Source organism: Streptomyces lothianensis (assembly GCF_047779955.1).
GTDB lineage: Bacteria > Actinomycetota > Actinomycetes > Streptomycetales > Streptomycetaceae > Streptomyces.
Genome location: NZ_JBLMKT010000028.1, coordinates 84,456 through 102,830, shown reverse-complemented (window position 1 = coordinate 102,830; position 18,375 = coordinate 84,456). Strand labels below are relative to the sequence as shown.

Sequence of the window (18,375 nt, the reverse complement as noted above, 5' to 3'; positions counted from 1 at the left end):
GGGCTCGCAAGCAGGCTCTAAGATGAACCCCATGGCGAAGACCGGTACGACGACCCAGGGCCTGCGCACGGCGATCGAGCGCAGCGGCTACTACCCGGCCCTCGTGGCCGAGGCGGTGGAGGCCGCCGTCGGCGGCGAGCCGATCGCCTCGTACCTCGTGCACCAGGAGACCACCTTCGACGCCAACGAGGTCCGCCGCCATGTCACGGTCCTCGTCCTGACCGGCACCCGTTTCATCGTCAGCCACACCGACGAGCAGGCGGCCGACTCCAGCTCCCCGACCCCGTACGCCACCACCTCCACGGAGTCCGTGAAGCTCAGCCGGATCTCCTCCGTGGTGGTCAGCCGGGTCGTCGCCAACCCGGAGAAGTACCAGACCGGCACCCTGCCCCGGGAGGTGCTGCTCACCATCGGCTGGGGCGCCGTCTCCCGTATCGACCTGGAGCCCGCCGCCTGCGGCGACCCCAACTGCGAGGCGGACCACGGCTACACCGGCAGCTCGACCGCCGACGACCTGAGCCTGCGCGTCAGCGAGGCGGGCGACGGCCCGGAGACCGTGCGCCAGACCCTCGCCTTCGCGCAGGCGCTCTCCGAGGCGACCGCGGCCACCCAGCGCTGATGGCCGCACCCGCCTGGCAGGACCCGGAGATCCTCCCGGTCGACAGCGCCCCTGTCCCGGCCTACGGCAGCGGCTCCCTCGCCGACCTGCTGCCCACACTCGCGGCCGGGATGGAGGTGCCGGGCTTCGAACAGCGCATCGGCGAACTCGAAACCGCCGACCGCAACTGCGTCTTCCTCATCGACGGCCTCGGCTGGCACCAGGTGCTCGCGCACCCTGAAGAGGCTCCCTATCTGCACAGCCTGATGGCGAGCTCACGCGGCGGCACCGGCCGCCCGATCACCGTGGGCTTCCCCGCGACCACCGCCACCTCCCTCGCCTCGGTCGGCACCGGTCTCGCGCCCTGCAACCACGGGCTCCCCGGCTATACGGCACTCAACCCCGAGACCGGCGAGCTGATGAACCAGCTCCGCTGGACGCCGTGGACCTCCCCACAGGCCTGGCAGCCGTATCCCACGGTCTTCCAGCTCGCCGACCGGGCGGGCGTGCACACCGCCCAGGTCTCCTCGCCGCACTTCCAGAACACCCCGCTCACCAAGATCGCCCTCAGCGGCGGCACCTTCCACGGCCGCCTCTCCGGCGAGGAGCGCATGGACCTGGCAGCCGAGCAACTGGCCGCCGGCGACCGCTCCCTGGTCTATACGTACTACGCGGAGGTCGACAGCAACGGCCACCGCTACGGAGTCGACTCGGACGCCTGGCGCGGCCAGCTCATGTACGTCGACCGCCTGGTCCAGCGCCTCGCCGAACAGCTCCCGCCGCGCAGCGCGCTCTACGTCACCGCCGACCACGGCATGGTCGACATCCCCTTCGACGACGAGCACCGCATCGACTTCGACCACGACTGGGAGCTGCGCGCGGGCGTGGCCCAGCTCGGCGGCGAGGGCCGCGCCCGCCACGTCTACGCCGTGCCCGGCGCCGAGGCGGACGTCCTGACCTGCTGGCGCGAGGTGCTCGGCGAGCAGTTCTGGGTGGCCTCGCGCGAAGAGGCCCTGGCCGCGGGCTGGTTCGGCCCGCCCGGAGCGTACGACCAGCGGGTCTACCACCGCCTGGGCGACGTCATCGCCGCGGCCCGCGACGACGTCCTGATCATCGCGACCGAACGCGAGCCGAAGGAGTCCCTGATGACCGGCAACCACGGCTCGATGACCCCGGCCGAACAACTGGTCCCCCTGCTCCAGGTCCGCACCTGACCCCGCCCCGATCACCTCGCCCCGCGCCTACGCCCCCTCCTCCCTCCGCCTGAAAGGTCTTCGCCTCCCCATGCCCGAGTTGGTGTTCTTCTCCGGAACGATGGACTGCGGAAAGAGCACCCTCGCTCTCCAGATCGAGCACAACCGCTCGGCCCGCGGACTGCAGGGCATGATCTTCACGCGCGACGACCGCGCGGGCGAGGGCAAACTGTCCTCCCGGCTCGGCCTGGTGACCGACGCGGTGGAGGCGGGTGCCGGGTTCGACCTCTACGCGCATGTGGTCGACGAACTGTCCAAGGGCGGCCGGGTCGACTACGTGATCGTGGACGAGGCTCAGTTCCTGGCACCGGGGCAGATCGACCAACTGGCGCGCATCGTCGACGACCTGGAGCTCGACGTCTTCGCCTTCGGCATCACGACGGACTTCCGCACCAAGCTGTTCCCGGGTTCGCAGCGGCTGATCGAGCTGGCGGACCGTATAGAGACCTTGCAGGTCGAGGCCATGTGCTGGTGCGGGGCGCGGGCCACGCACAACGCGCGGACGGTGGCCGGTGCGATGGTCGTCGACGGCGAGCAGGTCGTCGTGGGCGATGTGAACCGGTCGCCGGAGGAGGTCGGTTACGAGGTGCTGTGCCGACGGCACCACCGCCGCCGTATGACGGCCGCGGCGGCACGGGCCGCGGCGCTGTCGCCGGATGTGCTGCCGGTGGCGTCGAGCTGAGTTTCCTGTCGGCGTCGCGCGGCCGATGCCCGTTGCCGGAGCTCGGCAGGTTCCGCCGAGCTCCGGATCGCGCCTCCGTGGCGGTCGTAGCGGACCTGTGCCGGTTCTGTCAGTCCGTAAGATTGCGGATACTCCCGTCGGAGCGGCGTCGCTAGGTTCCGAACGGTCCTGCCGCCGGGTTGGCGGCCGGGTCTTTCCTGGTAACGCTCGCCCTCAGGAGGTCATGTTGACCGCACACAACCCCAGCCGCAGGAGCATCCTCAGGAGTGCCGGCGGACTCACGGCCGCCGCAGCCCTGGGAGCCGGAGGCGTCCTCGCGGCGGCGCCGGCGGCCTCGGCGGTCGGCAACGGCTTCGGCCTGAGCATCGTGGACCGCAACGAGCACGACCACCGCATGTGGTACTACCGGTTCCGGACCGACGCGATCGGCTGGGACCCCGCCGTCAATGTGCTGCTGCCCGACGGCTACCACACCAGCGGACGCCGCTACCCCGTCCTCTACCTGCTCCACGGCGGCGACCAGGACTTCATCACCTTCGACGCGCAGGACGACATCCGGGGCCTGACCGCCTGGAAGAACCTCATCGTCGTGATGCCCGACGGCGGACGCGCGGGCTGGTACTCCAACCCCGTCACCACCAACGTCGGCCCCCGCAGCTGGGAGCACTTCCACATGGCGCAACTGCTGCCGTGGGTCGAGGCGAACTTCCGTACCTACGCCGAGTACGACGGCCGCGCCGTCTCCGGGTTCTCCATGGGCGGCTTCGGCGCGTTGAAGTACGCGGCCAAGTACTACGGCCACTTCGCCTCGGTCAGCGCCCACTCCGGCCCGGCCAACCTGCGCGGGGCCAACGGCGACCTGGTGACGCACTGGGCCAACTTCTCCTCCGCCGCCGTGGAGTTGGGCGGCGGCAGCGTCTACGGAATGCCGAACTGGGACCAAGCCAGGGTCAGTGCCGACAACCCGGTCGAGCGGATCGAGAGCTACCGGCACAAGCGGGTGTTCCTGGTCGCCGGCACCAGCCCCGATCCCATCAACTGGTGGGACCAGGCCAACGAGGGGATGGTGCTCCGCACGCAGCGGGAGTTCCGGTACCACCTCGACCGCGTGGGCATCCCACACGAGGCACACGAGCTGCCGGGCGGCCACTTCGTCCGCCGCGAAATGCTGGAGCGCGACATCAACGGCGTCATCGCACGCCTGCGCAAGGCCTGACGGCCACGGGCGGCTGGAACTCTTCGCGGTCAGCTGACCGGTCGGCGCACGGCCGACGGCCGACGGCCGACGGCCGAGGACCCGGACTCGACTGATCCCGCCCGGCTCTCTCGGAGCAACGCGGGCGGGCAGCCACTTCCCCCATGACCCGCACAGAACAGGATCGATCGTGTTCAGATTCGTTCAGAAGGCCACCAGGTTACGCGCGTCGGTACTGGCCCTCGGTGTCGCCGCGGCCCTGTCCGTCGCCGGGCCGCAGGCCACCGCCGCACCCGGGCCGGACGACACTCCGATGAACGCCGCCTTCGAACGGGCTGCGAAGGAGTACGGCGTTCCGCGGGACCTGCTGGCCACCGTCGGCTACAGCGAGACGCACCTCGACGGCCACGACGGCCGGCCGAGCCAGGCCCGCGGCTACGGCGTCATGCACCTGGTCAGCAACCCCGTCAACCACTCGCTGGACCGGGCCGCCGAACTCACCGGACATTCCCCCGCCGAACTGCGCCGTGACACGGCGGCGAACATCGAAGGCGGCGCGGCCGTCCTGCGCGCACACGCCGACGCGCTGGGCCTCGACCGCGCCGAGCGGCGCGACATCGACGCCTGGTACCCCGCCGTCGCCCGCTACAGCGGCGCCGAGGGCGCCGCCGCCAGGCTGTATGCGGACGCCGTGTACGCGTTCCTCGCCCAGGGCATCGACGCGATGGCGGAGGGCGAGAAGGTGTCCGTCGCCCGGCGCGATGTCACCCCGGACAAAGGCGCCTACCAGGAGAGCGGTCTCCGCACGACGAGTGCCGACTACCCACCCGCCGGGTGGGTCCCCGCCTCCTCGAGCAACTTCAGCCAGGGGCGCTCCGAGCCGATCAGCCAGATCGTCGTCCACGTCACACAGGGTTCGTACGCCGGCACGATCAGCTGGTTTCAGAATCCTCAGGCAGAGGCCAGTGCCCACTACGTGGTGCGTTCCTCGGACGGGGAGGTGACGCAGATGGTGCGGGACGCCGACACGGCGTGGCACGCGCGCTCCGCCAACCCCTCGTCGTTGGGGATCGAGCACGAGGGCTACGTGAGTGACCCGACCTGGTTCACCGACTCGATGTACCGCTCGTCGGCCGCACTCACCAGGCACCTGGCCGACCGCTACGGGATTCCCAAGGACCGCGCGCACATCGTCGGTCACGCCGAGGTCCCCGGCAACGACCACACGGACCCGGGCCCGCACTGGAACTGGGACTACTACATGCAGCTGGTCGGCGGCTCCGGGGGCAACCCGCCGGTCGCCGGGCATCCGGCGGAGTCCGGCCGGGTCGTCTCGGCACGGTCGGCGGACGGGCGTCTCGAGGTGTTCGCGGCGGGGGCGGACGGGATCCACCATGCCTGGCAGACCGCGGTGAACGGTGCGTGGTCCGACTGGGAGCCGCTGGGCGGTCCGGGTGACGCGGAGTTGGCGATCGGGCCGAACGCGGACGGGCGGCTGGAACTCTTCGCGATCAACGGGAACGTCTTCCAGCACCGATATCAACTCCAGCCCTCGGGCGGTTGGTCGGGCTGGGAGGACTTCGGTGGTGGCGGCAGGGATATCGCCGTGGGTGCCAACGGCGACGGGCGCCTGGAGGTCTTCGCCTCCGGTCCGGTCGGCGTCTTCCACCGGTGGCAGACCGCACCGAACGCCGGCTGGTCGGGCTGGGAGTCCGCGGGCGGCGGTCCGGCGAACAGCCGCGTCGAGATGGAGAAGGCCCCGGACGGGCGCCTGGAGGTCTTCGCGCTCAACGGCGACACGTTCCAGCACCTCTACCAGACGGCGGTCAACGGCGGCTGGTCCGGCTGGGAGGAATTCGGCGGCGGTGGGCACGATCTGACGGTCGACCACAATCAGGACGGGCGCCTGGAGGTCTTCGCCTCGGGTCCGGTCGGCGTGTTCCACAAGTACCAGACAAGCAGCACCGACTGGTCCGGCTGGGAGCCCACCGGCGGCCTGGCCGACGCACAGCTCACCAGCGAGCGCTCTCCCGACGGGCGCGTCGAGGTGTTCGCGATCAACGGCAGTGCCGCCCAGCACCTGTGGCAGACGGGAGTCAACGCGCCCTACGGCTCCTGGGACTCCTTCGGGGGCGGCGGCACGGAGATCATCGCCGCGGCGAACGCCGACGGCCGCATCGAGGTGTTCGGGACCAGCCACGCGGGTGTCTACCACAAGTGGCAGACCGGCCCCTCCAGCTGGTCCCAGTGGGGCTGGCTCAACGACGGCCCCGGACCCGCCATCGACTGATCCAGTCCCTCCGGGGACTGCCGTAGGCCCTCCGCAGCAGACAGAACCTGCTGCGGAGGGCCGGACGGCGGGAGTCGTTCGTGCTCCCGCCGCCCGGCCGGCACCCCCGCTGCCCGACGCACACAACCAAGCCCCCGCCCCCCCGCCTCCGTGTTGACGGCCGAAGCGCCGCTCCCGGCCGCTGTCGTCGCGATCGGCACCGGAAACCGCCCACCGCACAAGCGAAATCCGAGCTCTCGAGCGACGAGTTCGTCACATCGAAATCGGCCGACTTCGTGTGGTGGCCACCCGTACCCGGTGTGTAGCGTGCGACGTGCGCGACGAGCGGTGACGCAGAGTCAGGGGGAGCGGTGAGCGGGCTGGTGATCCATCTGCCGCGAGGGTGCGGCGCGTTCGGCGGGGTGCCGTGCGGCGGCACGACGACGGTGCGGCTGGGCCCCGGCGAGACCTTGCGCTTCGGCCGGGGTTCCGCGTCCGTTTCTGTCGAGCTCCGCCTCTTCGATACCGCGATATCCCGCCTCGCGGGGGAGATCCGGGCGACGGACGACCACTGGCAGCTCAGCAACCTCAGTACGACCCAGAGCTACCTGGTGGAGAACCCGGAGGGCGCGGGAGAGTATCTCCGCGTGCCGCCACGGCGGGCCGGAGCCCCCGTTCCCTTCGAGTTCTCCAGGGTCGTGCTGCCCACCCGGCACAACACCACGGTCTCTTTCCAGGTGTTCGCGCCCGACCACGTCTACCTCGACCCGGACGGCGTGGGCGACCAGTCGGGGAGCCGCACGGTCACGGCGTACTCCCTGGACGAGACGGCCCTGTACTTCCTGATCCTGGTCGCGCTCTGCGAACCGCGGCTGCGCGACGAGTCGCCGGTCGCGGTGCCGACCACCCCGCAGATCGTCGAGCGGCTCAGTGGCCACGCCGCCTGCCGCAGCCTGACGCCACGTGCGGTCACCTCGCACCTCGACTACCTCGCCGCGGAGAAGATGCGGATCGGCCCGTCGGCCGGTGAGGTGTCACGCAGGCAGAACCGGCGCAACGGCAAGCGGGAGGCGATCGTCGGGCTCGCGGTGCGGTTCGGTCTCGTACGCGAGGAACATCTCGCTCTGCTCCCGCCCCGGGCCAGGAGCGGTGCCGCGAGCGGACGGCAGGGAGACCCGTCGGTGAGCGTGGCTCCGTGAGCCTGTCCGGGGGTGCTCGGGCGGGCAGGCTCGCGGGGAGTCACCCGTCACCGTTGCCGCGCGGCTACCGTATCGGCGACTGGGAAGTCGCCGAGCTCATCGGGAGCGGCGGCTGGGCGACGGTCTACGCGGGGCGCCCGGTGGGCGACGGCACGGGCGGCAGCGCGGCGGTCGCCGGTGATGTCGCGCTGAAGTTCATGCCGACCGCGGGGCTCTCGCCCCGCCAGGCGGCGAACGTCGTGGACATCGCGCGGCGCGAAGTCGAACTCGGCCGGCGGGCCCGCCATCCGAGACTGATCCGTCTGCTGGACTCTGTCGTGCTCAGCGAACCCGACGACCCCTGCCTGGACGGCGCGATCGTCCTCGTCATGGAGCGGGCCCGTCGCAGCCTGCGGGATCTGCTCCGGGCCGGGGCGGCGGAGGAGGGGGGCGCGGCGGGCCCGGCGGAGGCCGAGAGCGAGCGGCTGTGCACGGAGATCTGCGAGGGCCTGGCCCATCTGCACCGCAGCGGCTGGGTGCACGGCGATCTCAAGCCGGACAACGTGCTGCTCATGGCGGACGGTTCGGTCAGGCTCTCGGATTTCGGGCTCGCCACCGAGCTGACCGGGACGCGCGGAACGCACGGATACGCGCCTCCGATGGGCACCTTCGACTACCTCCCGCCGGAACGCTGGAAGGCCCCACTCGGTGAACACGGCGTGCAGGTCCGACCCAGCGCCGACATCTGGGCCCTCGGAGTCGTGATCCACGAGGTGTTCGCGTCCGGCACCTCGCCGTTTCCCGGTGCCACGCCGATGGCGCGAGGCGCCGCCGTACAGGAATACGCCCAAGGGCGCGCCCCGCTGCGCATGGCCGACTCGGTGCCTGGGTTCTGGCGCGGGCTGGCCGCCGACTGCCTGGCCCCGACCCATGCCGCCCGCAGTGCGCATACCGCCGACAGCCTGCTGGCGCGCATCGCGGCACGGCGTACTGGTGAGCCGGTGCCCACCGGTCAGGTCGCTTCTGCCTCCACCGGCACCCGTGACGAGATCGCGTCGCGACGCCGACGCCGGAGTGAGCGGTCCGCCGTCGCGGCCGTGACGGCCGTCGTGGCGTGCGTGATCGCCGCGACGCTGCTGCCGTTCACCGCGGACGACGGCGCATTCAGTACGTCGCGGGCCGGCGGGGCACTGGGCACATCGGGAGCGTCCGTCACGCACGGCACGGGTCCGGTGTCCGGTGCCAAGGGCCAGGTCCGAGTGTTCAACGCGGAGCGGCCCTGCCAGGCGGACACCCGACGCCGGTACGAGTGCAGTCTCGGTCTGGCGATCGACCCTCTGCAGCCCTATACCGCCGACAACGTGGCACTGACCCGGGTGTGGCACGGAGACGTCATCGACGCCGAGTGCCGACTCGCCCGTGGCATGCCCATCATCGACGAGGCGGGCAGCAGATCGACCGCCTGGTACCGAGTCCGTCTCCCGGACGACCCGGTACGGTCCACGGCCTGGCTGCCCGCCGTACGCACGAAGGACCGCCCGAGCCTCCAGCCCTGTCCGGACTCCCTGACCTCCCCGGACGCTCTTGCCCCGTAGCGCCGGCGCGGCGAGGGCCGCCCTCCTGCTCCTGTCACTCCGTAAGGTCGCGGATTCCCGGTCCCCGCCCGGGTCGTTACGTTCCTCAGCGCGGCGGGCGGGCGCTCGTGGCGCCGAGGAACGCAACGCCCCTGGTTCAGGCCGTGCCCAGCCCTTCGCTGCTCCCGGACAGTTCGCCATGCTCCCGACACCTGGAGGTCACGTTGAGCGGGCAGCACCCATCACGCAGGAACTTCCTGAAACTCACCGGCGGTGTCTCGGCCGCGATGACTCTGGGAGCCGGAGGCGTCCTCGCGGCGGCCGCGCCGGCCTCGGCCTCGGACCTGGGCGGCCCGATCACCCGGAACGAGGTGATCCAGCGCGCCCGGATCTGGGTCGACCAGGCGCCGCCGTACAGCCAGCAGGTCTACATTCCGGGCCCCGGAGGCGACCACCGATACCGTACCGACTGTTCCGGATTCGTCATCATGGCCTGGCACTTCGACGGGGACGCGTCCACGAGGTCGCTGCCGGACATCTCCTACGAGATCTCGCGCGACGAGCTGCGTGCCGGAGACATCCTCAACTCGTACTACGACCACGTGTTCCTCTTCCACGAGTGGGTGGACGACCACGGCGGATTCAGGTACTACAGCTTCGGCGGCGGAGCCAGCGGAGTCGAGCCTCCGGGGTACTTCACCGCGAACATCTACGACGCCACGCTCGACGGCCATCCCAACGGCGACTACAAGGCGCGCCGGTACCACCACATCATCGAGGACGGCGCCCCGTCGGCCGTACAGCATCCCTACATGTCGGGCCGTGTGGTGTCGGGCCGCTCCGCGGACGGACGCCTGGAGCTGTTCGCGGCCGGCGGCGACGGTGTGCACCATGCCTGGCAGACGGCGGTGAACGGCGGCTGGTCGGCCTGGGAGAACCTGGGAGGCCCGCGCGGCGCGCAGTTGGCGATCGCGCCGAACGCCGACGGCCGTCTGGAGCTGTTCGCGCTGTCGGGCACCACGTTCGACCACATATGGCAGACCGCCCCGAACGCCGGCTGGTCGGGCTGGGCGAACTTCGGCACCGGTGGCTACCGGGTCGCGGTCGGCAACAACGCCGACGGGCGGATCGAGGTGTTCGCCTCGAATTCGAGCGGCGTCTTCCACCGGTGGCAGAGCGCCCCCAGTTCGGGCTGGGCGGACTGGGCCGGAGCCGGGGGACCGGCGAACTCCCGACTGGCGATGGAGACGGCACCCGACGGTCGTCTCGAGGTGTTCGCGCTGTCGGACTCGACGTTCGAACACCTCTTCCAGACCGCTCCCAGCGGCGGCTGGTCCGCGTGGGAGAACTTCGGTACCGGCGGTCGGGAAGTCACGGTCCAGCACAATTCCGATGGTCGCCTGGAGGTCTTCGCATCGAACTCCAGTGGCGTCTTCCACCGGTGGCAGAGCAGCCCGACGACGTGGTCGGACTGGGTGGGCACCGGCGGACCGGCGAACGCGAAGCTGAGCTGCGCGCGCACGCCGGACGGCCGGGTCGAGGTGTTCGCCATGAGCGACCGGACCGCGGCGCACATCTGGCAACTGGGTGAGAACCAGCCGTACTCGGACTGGGAGACGTTCGGCGGACCAGGTACGAGCGTGACCGCCACCAACAACGCCGACGGCCGGATCGAGGTGTTCGGCACCAACTCCACCGGTGTCTACCACAGGTGGCAGACCGGGGCCACGACCTGGGCCGACTGGGCACCGGTCAACGGCCCCGGACCCTCCATGCCCTGACCGTCGCACCTGCCTCAGAGGGCCTTCCACCGCCTGCACGGCCGTGGAAGGCCCCTTGCCATGAACGTAGACGGCCCCTTGCCATGAATGGAGAGTCATGCCTGCGAGAGGAAACCAAGCCATGCGCACCGGACTGCTGGCGATGGCTTTGGCGCTCATACTGGGCACGGTCCTGATCGGATCGCCCCCGAAAGCCACGGCAGCGACGTCCGGGCAGGTCGGGGCGACCCCGTTCGTTCAGATTTACGACCCCAGCGTGGGTGAGTCGAGTCCGTGGTACATCAACGACCATACGTTCGTGCAGGACGAGCGCGGCACCTGGCACCTGTTCGGCATCACGCACGCCGAACCGTCCGACGACGAGGACGAGAAGACCTTCGCTCACGCGACCGCGCCCGCCCTGGACGGTCCGTGGACGAAGCAACCGCCCGCGCTGACGGCCGACCCCGGCTACGGCGAGACCCATCTGTGGGCCCCACACGTGATCAGGAGCGGATCGACCTACTACATGTTCTACGCCGGCGGCGGCCCGGACGGGAGCCGGCACGCCATCAGCGTCGCCACCTCCACCGACCTGTACTCCTGGACCCGGCACCCCGGCGGGCCGCTGTTCCGTGACGGCGCTGTGGCACGGGACCCGTTCGTCACCCGCATCGGAGACCGGTGGGTGATGTACTACACCGCGACCGACAACCCTCGCGGCGGCCACCACGTCGTCGCCTACCGCACCAGCACCGACCTGATCCACTGGAGCGGCCGGTCCGTCGCGTTCACCAGCACGGCGAGCGGCTTCGGCGGCGGTGACACCGAATCGCCGTTCGTCGTGTACGCCAACGGCGCCTGGCATCTCTTCCTGGGACCCCGCAGCGGATACGCCGGCACCGACGTGTTCCGCAGCACCGACCCGTTCCGGTTCTCGGCGGACCAGCTCGCCGGCCACATATTCAGCCACGCCGCCGAAGTGATCGACGACGGCGGCCGATGGCGGGTCAGTCACGCAGGCTGGGGACAGCGCGGAGTGTGGCTGGCGGGCCTCGACTTCGGCAACGGCAGTCAGCAGTACGCGGTCGAGGCCTCGTCGCCCGCCGCGAGCAGGGTGGTGATCGTCTCCTCCGCCGACGGCCGGCAGGAGGCCTTCGCCGGCGGCCCGGACCAGGTGTGGGGGCGCTACCAGACCTCCCGCAACTCGCCCTGGTCGGACTGGTACCCCTTCGGCGGTCCGAGGTCCGCGATGCTCTCCGCGGCGCGCAACAGTGACGGACGGATCGAGTTGTTCGCCTCCGGTGAGGGACGAGTGGAGCGCAGGGCGCAGTCCGCGCCGAACTCCTGGCAGGGCTGGGAGAACTTCGGTACGTCCGCACACGACCTGACCGTCGCACAGAACGCCGACGGCAGACTTGAGGTCTTCGCCAGCGGTCCGCAAGGCATCTACCACCGGTGGCAGCAGTCCCCAGGCGGTCCATGGGGCGGCTGGACCCCGTTCGGCGGACCCGCCGACTCCACCATCGCCACCGGACGGGACGCCGCCGGCCGCCTGGAGGTCATCGCGGCGGCCGACGGGGTGGTCCACCGTCGCCGGCAGAGCACACCGGGCGGCGGCTGGCCGGCGGGCTTCGAGACGTTCGGCACGGTGCCCGGCGTCGTCGAGGTGTCCCTCGAACGCCGCCCGGACGGTGCGCTCGAACTCGTCGCAAGCGGCTCCACGGGCATCTTCCGACGCGCCCAGTCCGGGCCGTCAGGTACCTGGTCGCCCTGGACGGCCTTCGGCGGGCCCACGAACGCGCGGGTGCACCTCGCCCGCAACGCCGACGGCAGGCTCGAGATCATCGCGGCCAACGCCACGACCACCGCACACCGCTGGGAGAACGGCAACGGCTGGTCCGCCTGGGAGAACTTCGGAACGGGCGCCCACGGGTCCGGCTACGGCACCAACGCCGACGGGCGCATCGAGATCATCGCCGGCACCTCGTACGACTCGCTGTTCGGCAGGTATCAACTGACCCCGAGCGGTGGTTGGTCGAACTGGATCCCGGTCGGCGGCCCGACGCTCGGCTGAGCCTGGTCCCGCAGCTTCGGCGTCATTGCCGAAGCTGCGGGGCCGGACCCGGTGTTCCGGGCCTGGCCGATGACGCCGTCGCCGTCCCGCCCACGCTGCTGCTGCGGTGGGCGGGACGGCGACGGCGCTTGGCGTCAGGCGGCGGCGAATTCCCTTTCCAGCCTGGGGATCAGGTCCCGCAGGTCCTGTTCCCAGCAGCCACTGTTGTGGCGACCGTCGCACTGGGTGCCCCAGGCGGCCCCGTCGCCGTAGTTGACGTAGTAGTAGGACATGCCCAGGGCGTCCATGGCGGCCTTGACGTTCTTGGCAGCTCCCGAGACCCAGAACTCCAGGGTGTCGGGCGAGCCACCGCCGTCGCCTGTGTAGACGGAGATCCCGACGTCCGCGTCGGCCAGGACCTTCATGTGCTGTGACGGGTCGACCTCGTTCCACCGCCAGTCGACGTTGAACACCGGATAGGGCGAGCCGAACGCGGCATCGCTGTCCACTGCGGGCTGGTACGGGGAGTCTGCGGGGTCACAGGTTCCGGACGCCGAGGCGCACCAAGCGCCCTGCGCGTCGATGAGCGAGGCGACGACGGCGAACCGGAGGTCCATGGACCTGGCGGAGAGGTCGATGTCGCCGGACAGGGACGCGGTGTGGCTGAACAGGTCGGGACGGACCTGCGCGTAGTGGAAGGCGCCGAACCCGCCCATCGAGACCCCGGCGATGGCCCGGCCCTTCTTGGCGGCGATGGTCCGCAGGTTCGCGTCGATGAACGGGATCACCTGCTTGAGGTGGAAGTTCTCCCAGTTCTGGGCCCCTGCCGGGGTGTTCTGGTCGAGCCAGTTGGCATACCAGCCCCGAGCGCCGCCGTCCGGAATGACGGTGATCATGTCATCCGACATGGACAGCGCCGGATACGTCTGCCCCACCGGATCGTCGGGTGAGCCGTGCAGGAAGTACAGCACCGGGTAACGCCGGTCCGGATCGGCGTAGTAGCCGCTCGGCAGAATGATCTTGACATGCTGTTCGCCCTCGACCTCGGGGGTGTTCACGGTGAGGTAGAAGTCGGTGGCGCTTCCGTTCGCCGCGCCGACCTGGGTCAGGCCGAAACCGTCGTCCATCGGCGGTGGTGCGCCGCCCGAGTCGGCGGACTGTGCCGAACTCGGCGGCGCGGCCACGGTCATGGCCACGGCGGCGAGCATCCACGCCACGGTCAGGCGCCACCAGTGGGCTCTCCTTGTCACTGCGTTCTCCTTCTCCAGGGTTGTCGACCCACGGCTTTCGGGCTGTCAGCGCGCTCAGTTCAGTACCTTGGTCCGCAGTTCCGGAGCGGCCGCGATCTGTTCCTCCGTGAACCGCTCGGTCACCCACTCACCGGCCGAGAACAGCTTGGTCTGGTCGGCGTGGTGCGGCGAGTTCGGGTTGGCCGACTGGGAGTAGGCCATGACGGAGAACGCCTGCGGCGGCCCGTCCGCGGTGAACCGCACCTGCTGGATGAAGCTGGACCCGAACACGACGTCCGTCTCTCCGTCGACCTGGCCGGGGGTGATCACGTTCAGCACGCCCAGACTGCTGAGCGAGCCGTGGACCGGGATCCGCTCGCCGCCGCGGGTGACGTGCTGGACGTCGGACAGCGGCGCGTCCAGAGGGATGCCGGCCCTGCGCAGCGCGAGCACGGCACGGCCGAACGCCGCCTTGACCTCCGAGTTCCCCGAGTCCAGCGAATTGGGTGTGTGCACCGGGTCCTTGGGGTCGAAGGGAACCCGCCACGGCAGTTTCTCGACTCCCCGGCCGTTCTGCAGGAAGGCCCAGTAGTTCGCGAAGAGCCAGGAACCCCGGCTGTCCGCCGTGTAGTCGTGGCTCGTCCAGGCGGCCAGGATCGGACACGCCTCGCTCACGTCGACCAGGGTGCCGTCCACCAGGATGAGTCCGAAGGCGGTGTTCCGGCACATCCTCACCGTCGCGTCCAGGGCCAGGTCGGCGGCCCTGCTGTTGTCGGCGAACAGCAGCCGCCCCATCGTCTCCGGTGTGAAGCCCTTGCCCGGCAGGCCGTCGGTCCCGTTGATCCGGTTCTGCGCGGTCAGGATGAGTTCCTGCGTGCGCAGCGACCGCGGCGCCGAGGTGTCACCCATCACCCGGGGGAAGGACAGCGGCTCCTCGGGATTGGCCAGCCAGGGGCTGTCGTTGGCGTTGCCCACGAAGTCGGACCGGATCAGGCGTGGCTGTTCGTGCGGGTCGAGGAGGCCCGGTGCGGCCGCGTTCGGGTCGTCGGGCCAGTCGCACGCGCTGCGCTTGCCGTCGAGGATGGAGATCGGCGGCACGTTCGGCAGCCGCAGCGACTGGTTGAACAGCAGCTTGCCGGTCTCGGTGAGACACGATCGCGCGTGCTTGTCGGTGATGTTCGGGGTGGCCTGGATGTCCGCGTACAGCGCGTTGCCTTTGCGGTCGGAGGCGACGGTGTTGAAGTACGGGATGCCCTGGGTGGTCTCCAGGACGTTCACCACGTCATGGACGTCGTCGGCCTGGTCGAGGCCGAACCAGGTGTTCATCGCCCGCAGGTTGTGCATGTTCACGTCGCGTACCGCGTGCGCGCTGACCACCCAGGGCAGCGGGACGCCCTGCATCGAGGTGGTGACCGGGCCGTAGCGGGTGGACCACAGCGTCCTGGTGACCTCGGAGAGGGAGCCGTCCGGCTTCCGCACGTCGACCGAGACCTCCTGTGAGGTCATCTGCTCCCAGACGCCGTCCACCAGGTACTTGGTGGGGTTCAGCGGATCAACCTGCACGTCGAAGAGCCCGAATGGGGCCACCGTGGCGACCGTATGGCTCCAGGCCACGTTCTCGTTGTGGCCGATGTTCACCACGGGGAATCCCAGCAGACTCGCCCCGGAGACGTTCACCTTGCCCGGGATGGTCAGGTGACTCTGCCACATCCGGTTCTTGCCCTGCCACGGGAAATGCGGGTTGGCCAGCAGCATGCTGGTGCCTTCGGACACGCCCTGCGAGCCGACCGCCAGCGCGTTGCTGCCCATGCCCTGCCGGCGGCTCACGGCCAGCGCGTCGCGAATCTTCTCCGCGGTCTCCCTCGCGGCCTTCTTCGTGGACTTGTTCGCGTCCTTCCCGGCGTCCTTCTCGGCGTCCTTCTCCGTGTCGTTCTCGGCGTCGTTCTTCGCGTCCAGCGCCGAGGTCTCCGCCGCGCTCTTCGAGGACGAGGGCGTCGACTGCGCGGTGGCCGAGGACCCCGGGGGCGCGGCGTTCACCTGGCCGTCCAGCAACGCGTCGGCGCTGCCCATGATGATCTCGGAATGCGCATGCCGGTAGACGTCCAGCTCCGTGATCGGACGCACCCAGTCCGCGCCTCGGCAGGCAGGGTCGGTGATGTTGTCCACGCCGGTCTCGGTCAGATACCTGTTGTACCCCTGGACATAGCCGCGGATGGCCTCCCTGACCTCCGGCGCCGGTCCTTCGGGCGCGGGCTCGTCGAGGAGCCGCTCCACCACCCGGTCGTCCTTGATCCGCTGGAAGTAGAGGTCGCTGTTGAGGTTGGTGGTGGTGTTCTGCTTCTCTCCGGGGCTCGCCCTGCCGTCGGGTCCCAGGTATCGGGATCGCTGGGCGTTGACCATCAGATAGGTGTCCGCGAGGGTGCAGATATTGTCCTTCGCGGCCGCGTATCCGTAGCCCGTTCCCAGACCCTCCCAGTCCGAGGCGATGATGTGCGGGATTCCGTACTCGGTGTAACGGATCGTCGGCTTGTCAGGGCCGGTATCGGCCGCCGCCGCTGCCGCACTGCCGGCGGCCGTCCCGGTTGCCGCCAGCGTGCTCATCACGGCCGCTGCCGCCATGACCGGCACCAGCAGTCTCGCTCGGCGTCCCCTCCATGACCTGCTCAGCGCCATCGGCGTCTTCCTCCTGTCGTATGGGCCGTTGTCCGGGCGCGGCCATGCCAAGGAGGACCGATGAGACTCGAAGGCGCAGAAGAGTCCCCCGGGGCAGGGCCGACCGCACGGCCTGACCACGGGGCCGTGGGTATACAAGGGGTCCTATCCCGGGTCGCCGACCCCCGTCACTCCGTAGCGTTCCGGATTCCCAAGCCCCGCACCGTCCGTACGCTCCTCCGGAATCGGCTGATCGGGCCGGGCTGCCCGCTTCTGCGTCGCGCCGCACATCTCACAGCGTGTTGGCAATCCCCCGCCCGGGCCCGAGTGGTCTGATCCGGACGGGGGTTTGCCAACACGCTCTCATTTGCCGGAACACGGCAATCGGACCCCCGGCCGTTTGCACGCCACCAGCCTGTCAAGATCGTCTAAAGGGCAGGTAAGGTCCGCAGTGCTGAGCAGGGGAGTCTCTGGTCGGCGAACTCGGCGGCAAGGGCCGCGAGGTGGACAACTGTGCCGATCGGGAGCGTATGTCATGTTGCTGGTAGCCGTGTTCGGGGTGGCGCTGCTGGTGGCCGTACTACTGTCCGGACTCGCCGCCCGGACCGTGTTGTCCACGTCCTTCCTCTTCCTCGTCGGTGGCGCGCTCGTCAGTGACGGCTTTCTCGGGCTGATCCACATCACGCCGGACAGCGAGATCGTGGCCGTGACAGCCGATCTGGCCCTGTTCGCCGTGCTGTTCACCGACGGCATGCACGTCCACTTCGGCAAGCTGAAGGAGAACTGGAAGCACCCGGCCCGCGCGCTCGGGCTCGGCATGCCGCTCGCCTTCATCGGGATGGCGCTGCTCGCGCACTTCGTGGTGGGCCTGGACTGGACGACGTCGTTCCTCGTCGGTGCGGTGCTCGCGCCGACCGACCCGGTCTTCGCCTCGGCGATCATCGGCCGCAAGGAAGTTCCGGCGAAGCTGCGGCAGTTGCTGAACGTCGAGTCCGGGATCAACGACGGCCTCGCGCTGCCCATCGTCCTCATCTTCATCGCCATGGCCGGTCCCACCTCCGGCCACATCACGACCTCGGGCGGCGAGATCGGTCTCGAACTGGGCCTCGGCCTCGCCTTCGGTGTCGCGCTGCCGCTGATCGTGAACGCTCTGGTGCGCTTCCGTCTGCTCGGCGCCGAGCCGAAGCTGCAGCCGCTGCTTCCACTCGCGACCGGCGTGATCCTGTATGCGCTGTGCCACCTCACGCACGCCAACCCCTACCTCGCCGCGTTCTCCGCGGGCGCGGTGATCACCGCCATCGCACCGGAGTCGAAGAGCGCCTTCGAGCCCCTGGGCGAGGCGCTCGCCGAGCTCGCCAAGTTCGCCGCCCTGCTGGTGTTCGGCGCGCTGCTCACCCCGCAGCTCTTCGGTGACCTGTCGTTCGGCGGCTATGTGGCGGTCGTCCTGGCGATCGTCCTGATCCGCCCGGCCTCGATGCTGGTCTCGCTGCTCGGCACGCGGTTCACGCGGCAGGAGAAGCTGGTCGCCGCCTGGTTCGGCCCGAAGGGCTTCGCCTCGGTGGTCTACGGGCTGCTCGTGCTGCAGGCGGGGATTCCGCAGGGCGAGGAGGCGTTCACCCTCATCGCCGTGTGCATCGCGGTGTCGATCATCGCGCACAGCAGCACCGACGTGCCGATCGCGCGCCTCTTCCACGTCAACGACCTCGCCGGCATCCCCGGCGGCGCGGACGGCTCACCGGAGGGCGCCGCCGTACCGGCGCAGCACGGCGAGGAGAGCGGGAAGGGTGCGGAGGGCACGCAGGGCGAGAGGAGTGCGCAGCCCGCGAGGAGTGGGGAAGGTGCGATGAGCGAGAAGGGCAAGTAGGGCGCAGGGGGAGCGAGCGCACTCCCGCGCATGAATCCGGGGGTGCCCACGGTGACCGGGCATCG

12 protein-coding genes are annotated in these 18,375 nt (G+C 70.1%); 10 read left to right on the top strand and 2 right to left on the bottom strand.

Annotated features, from left to right (window positions below; translation table 11 throughout):
* Positions 1-31 precede the first annotated feature (31 nt).
* From ACLF6P_RS08475 to ACLF6P_RS08435, 9 genes are all read left to right on the top strand, one after another.
* Positions 32-619, top strand: a complete 588-nt coding sequence (locus ACLF6P_RS08475) for a DUF5998 family protein (RefSeq protein ID WP_415949238.1) — start codon at positions 32-34, stop codon at positions 617-619.
* On the top strand, positions 619-1,812 hold the full coding sequence (locus tag ACLF6P_RS08470; RefSeq protein ID WP_415949237.1) for an alkaline phosphatase family protein: 1,194 nt from the start codon (positions 619-621) through the stop codon (positions 1,810-1,812). Before ACLF6P_RS08475 ends, ACLF6P_RS08470 begins: the two co-directional genes overlap by 1 nt.
* A gap of 70 nt (positions 1,813-1,882) precedes the next feature.
* The gene (locus ACLF6P_RS08465) at positions 1,883-2,533 is read left to right on the top strand and encodes a thymidine kinase (protein WP_415949236.1); all 651 of its coding nucleotides are present in this window, start codon (positions 1,883-1,885) and stop codon (positions 2,531-2,533) included.
* Between the two features lie 223 nt (positions 2,534-2,756).
* Complete coding sequence (locus ACLF6P_RS08460) at positions 2,757-3,749, top strand: alpha/beta hydrolase (RefSeq protein ID WP_415949235.1); 993 nt, start codon at positions 2,757-2,759, stop codon at positions 3,747-3,749.
* Positions 3,750-3,918: 169 nt separating this feature from the next.
* Positions 3,919-6,018 carry an N-acetylmuramoyl-L-alanine amidase gene (locus tag ACLF6P_RS08455; protein WP_415949234.1) on the top strand — a complete coding sequence of 700 codons (2,100 nt, stop codon included), beginning with the start codon at positions 3,919-3,921 and terminating at the stop codon, positions 6,016-6,018.
* A 350-nt stretch (positions 6,019-6,368) separates the two neighbouring features.
* On the top strand, positions 6,369-7,196 hold the full coding sequence (locus ACLF6P_RS08450) for a serine/threonine protein kinase (protein ID WP_415949233.1): 828 nt from the start codon (positions 6,369-6,371) through the stop codon (positions 7,194-7,196).
* The gene (locus ACLF6P_RS08445; protein ID WP_415949232.1) at positions 7,193-8,770 is read left to right on the top strand and encodes a serine/threonine-protein kinase; all 1,578 of its coding nucleotides are present in this window, start codon (positions 7,193-7,195) and stop codon (positions 8,768-8,770) included. The genes ACLF6P_RS08450 and ACLF6P_RS08445 overlap by 4 nt, the downstream gene beginning before the upstream one ends.
* A 203-nt stretch (positions 8,771-8,973) precedes the next feature.
* Positions 8,974-10,530 (top strand): twin-arginine translocation signal domain-containing protein, encoded by a 1,557-nt coding sequence (locus ACLF6P_RS08440; protein ID WP_415949231.1) that lies wholly within the window; start codon positions 8,974-8,976, stop codon positions 10,528-10,530.
* 121 nt (positions 10,531-10,651) lie between these two features.
* Positions 10,652-12,586 (top strand): glycosyl hydrolase family 32, encoded by a 1,935-nt coding sequence (locus ACLF6P_RS08435; RefSeq protein WP_415949230.1) that lies wholly within the window; start codon positions 10,652-10,654, stop codon positions 12,584-12,586.
* Positions 12,587-12,720: 134 nt separating this feature from the next.
* Here ACLF6P_RS08435 and ACLF6P_RS08430 read toward each other — a convergent pair whose 3' ends face one another.
* Both ACLF6P_RS08430 and ACLF6P_RS08425 read right to left on the bottom strand, forming a co-directional pair.
* Entirely contained in the window at positions 12,721-13,815 is a 1,095-nt protein-coding gene (locus tag ACLF6P_RS08430) for an alpha/beta hydrolase (RefSeq protein ID WP_415949229.1), read from the bottom strand.
* A 54-nt stretch (positions 13,816-13,869) separates the two neighbouring features.
* Positions 13,870-16,413, bottom strand: a complete 2,544-nt coding sequence (locus ACLF6P_RS08425) for a penicillin acylase family protein (protein ID WP_415949228.1) — start codon at positions 16,411-16,413, stop codon at positions 13,870-13,872.
* 568 nt (positions 16,414-16,981) lie between these two features.
* Here ACLF6P_RS08425 and ACLF6P_RS08420 point away from each other — a divergent pair.
* The gene (locus ACLF6P_RS08420; RefSeq protein WP_415949227.1) at positions 16,982-18,310 is read left to right on the top strand and encodes a cation:proton antiporter; all 1,329 of its coding nucleotides are present in this window, start codon (positions 16,982-16,984) and stop codon (positions 18,308-18,310) included.
* Positions 18,311-18,375: the final 65 nt, after the last annotated feature.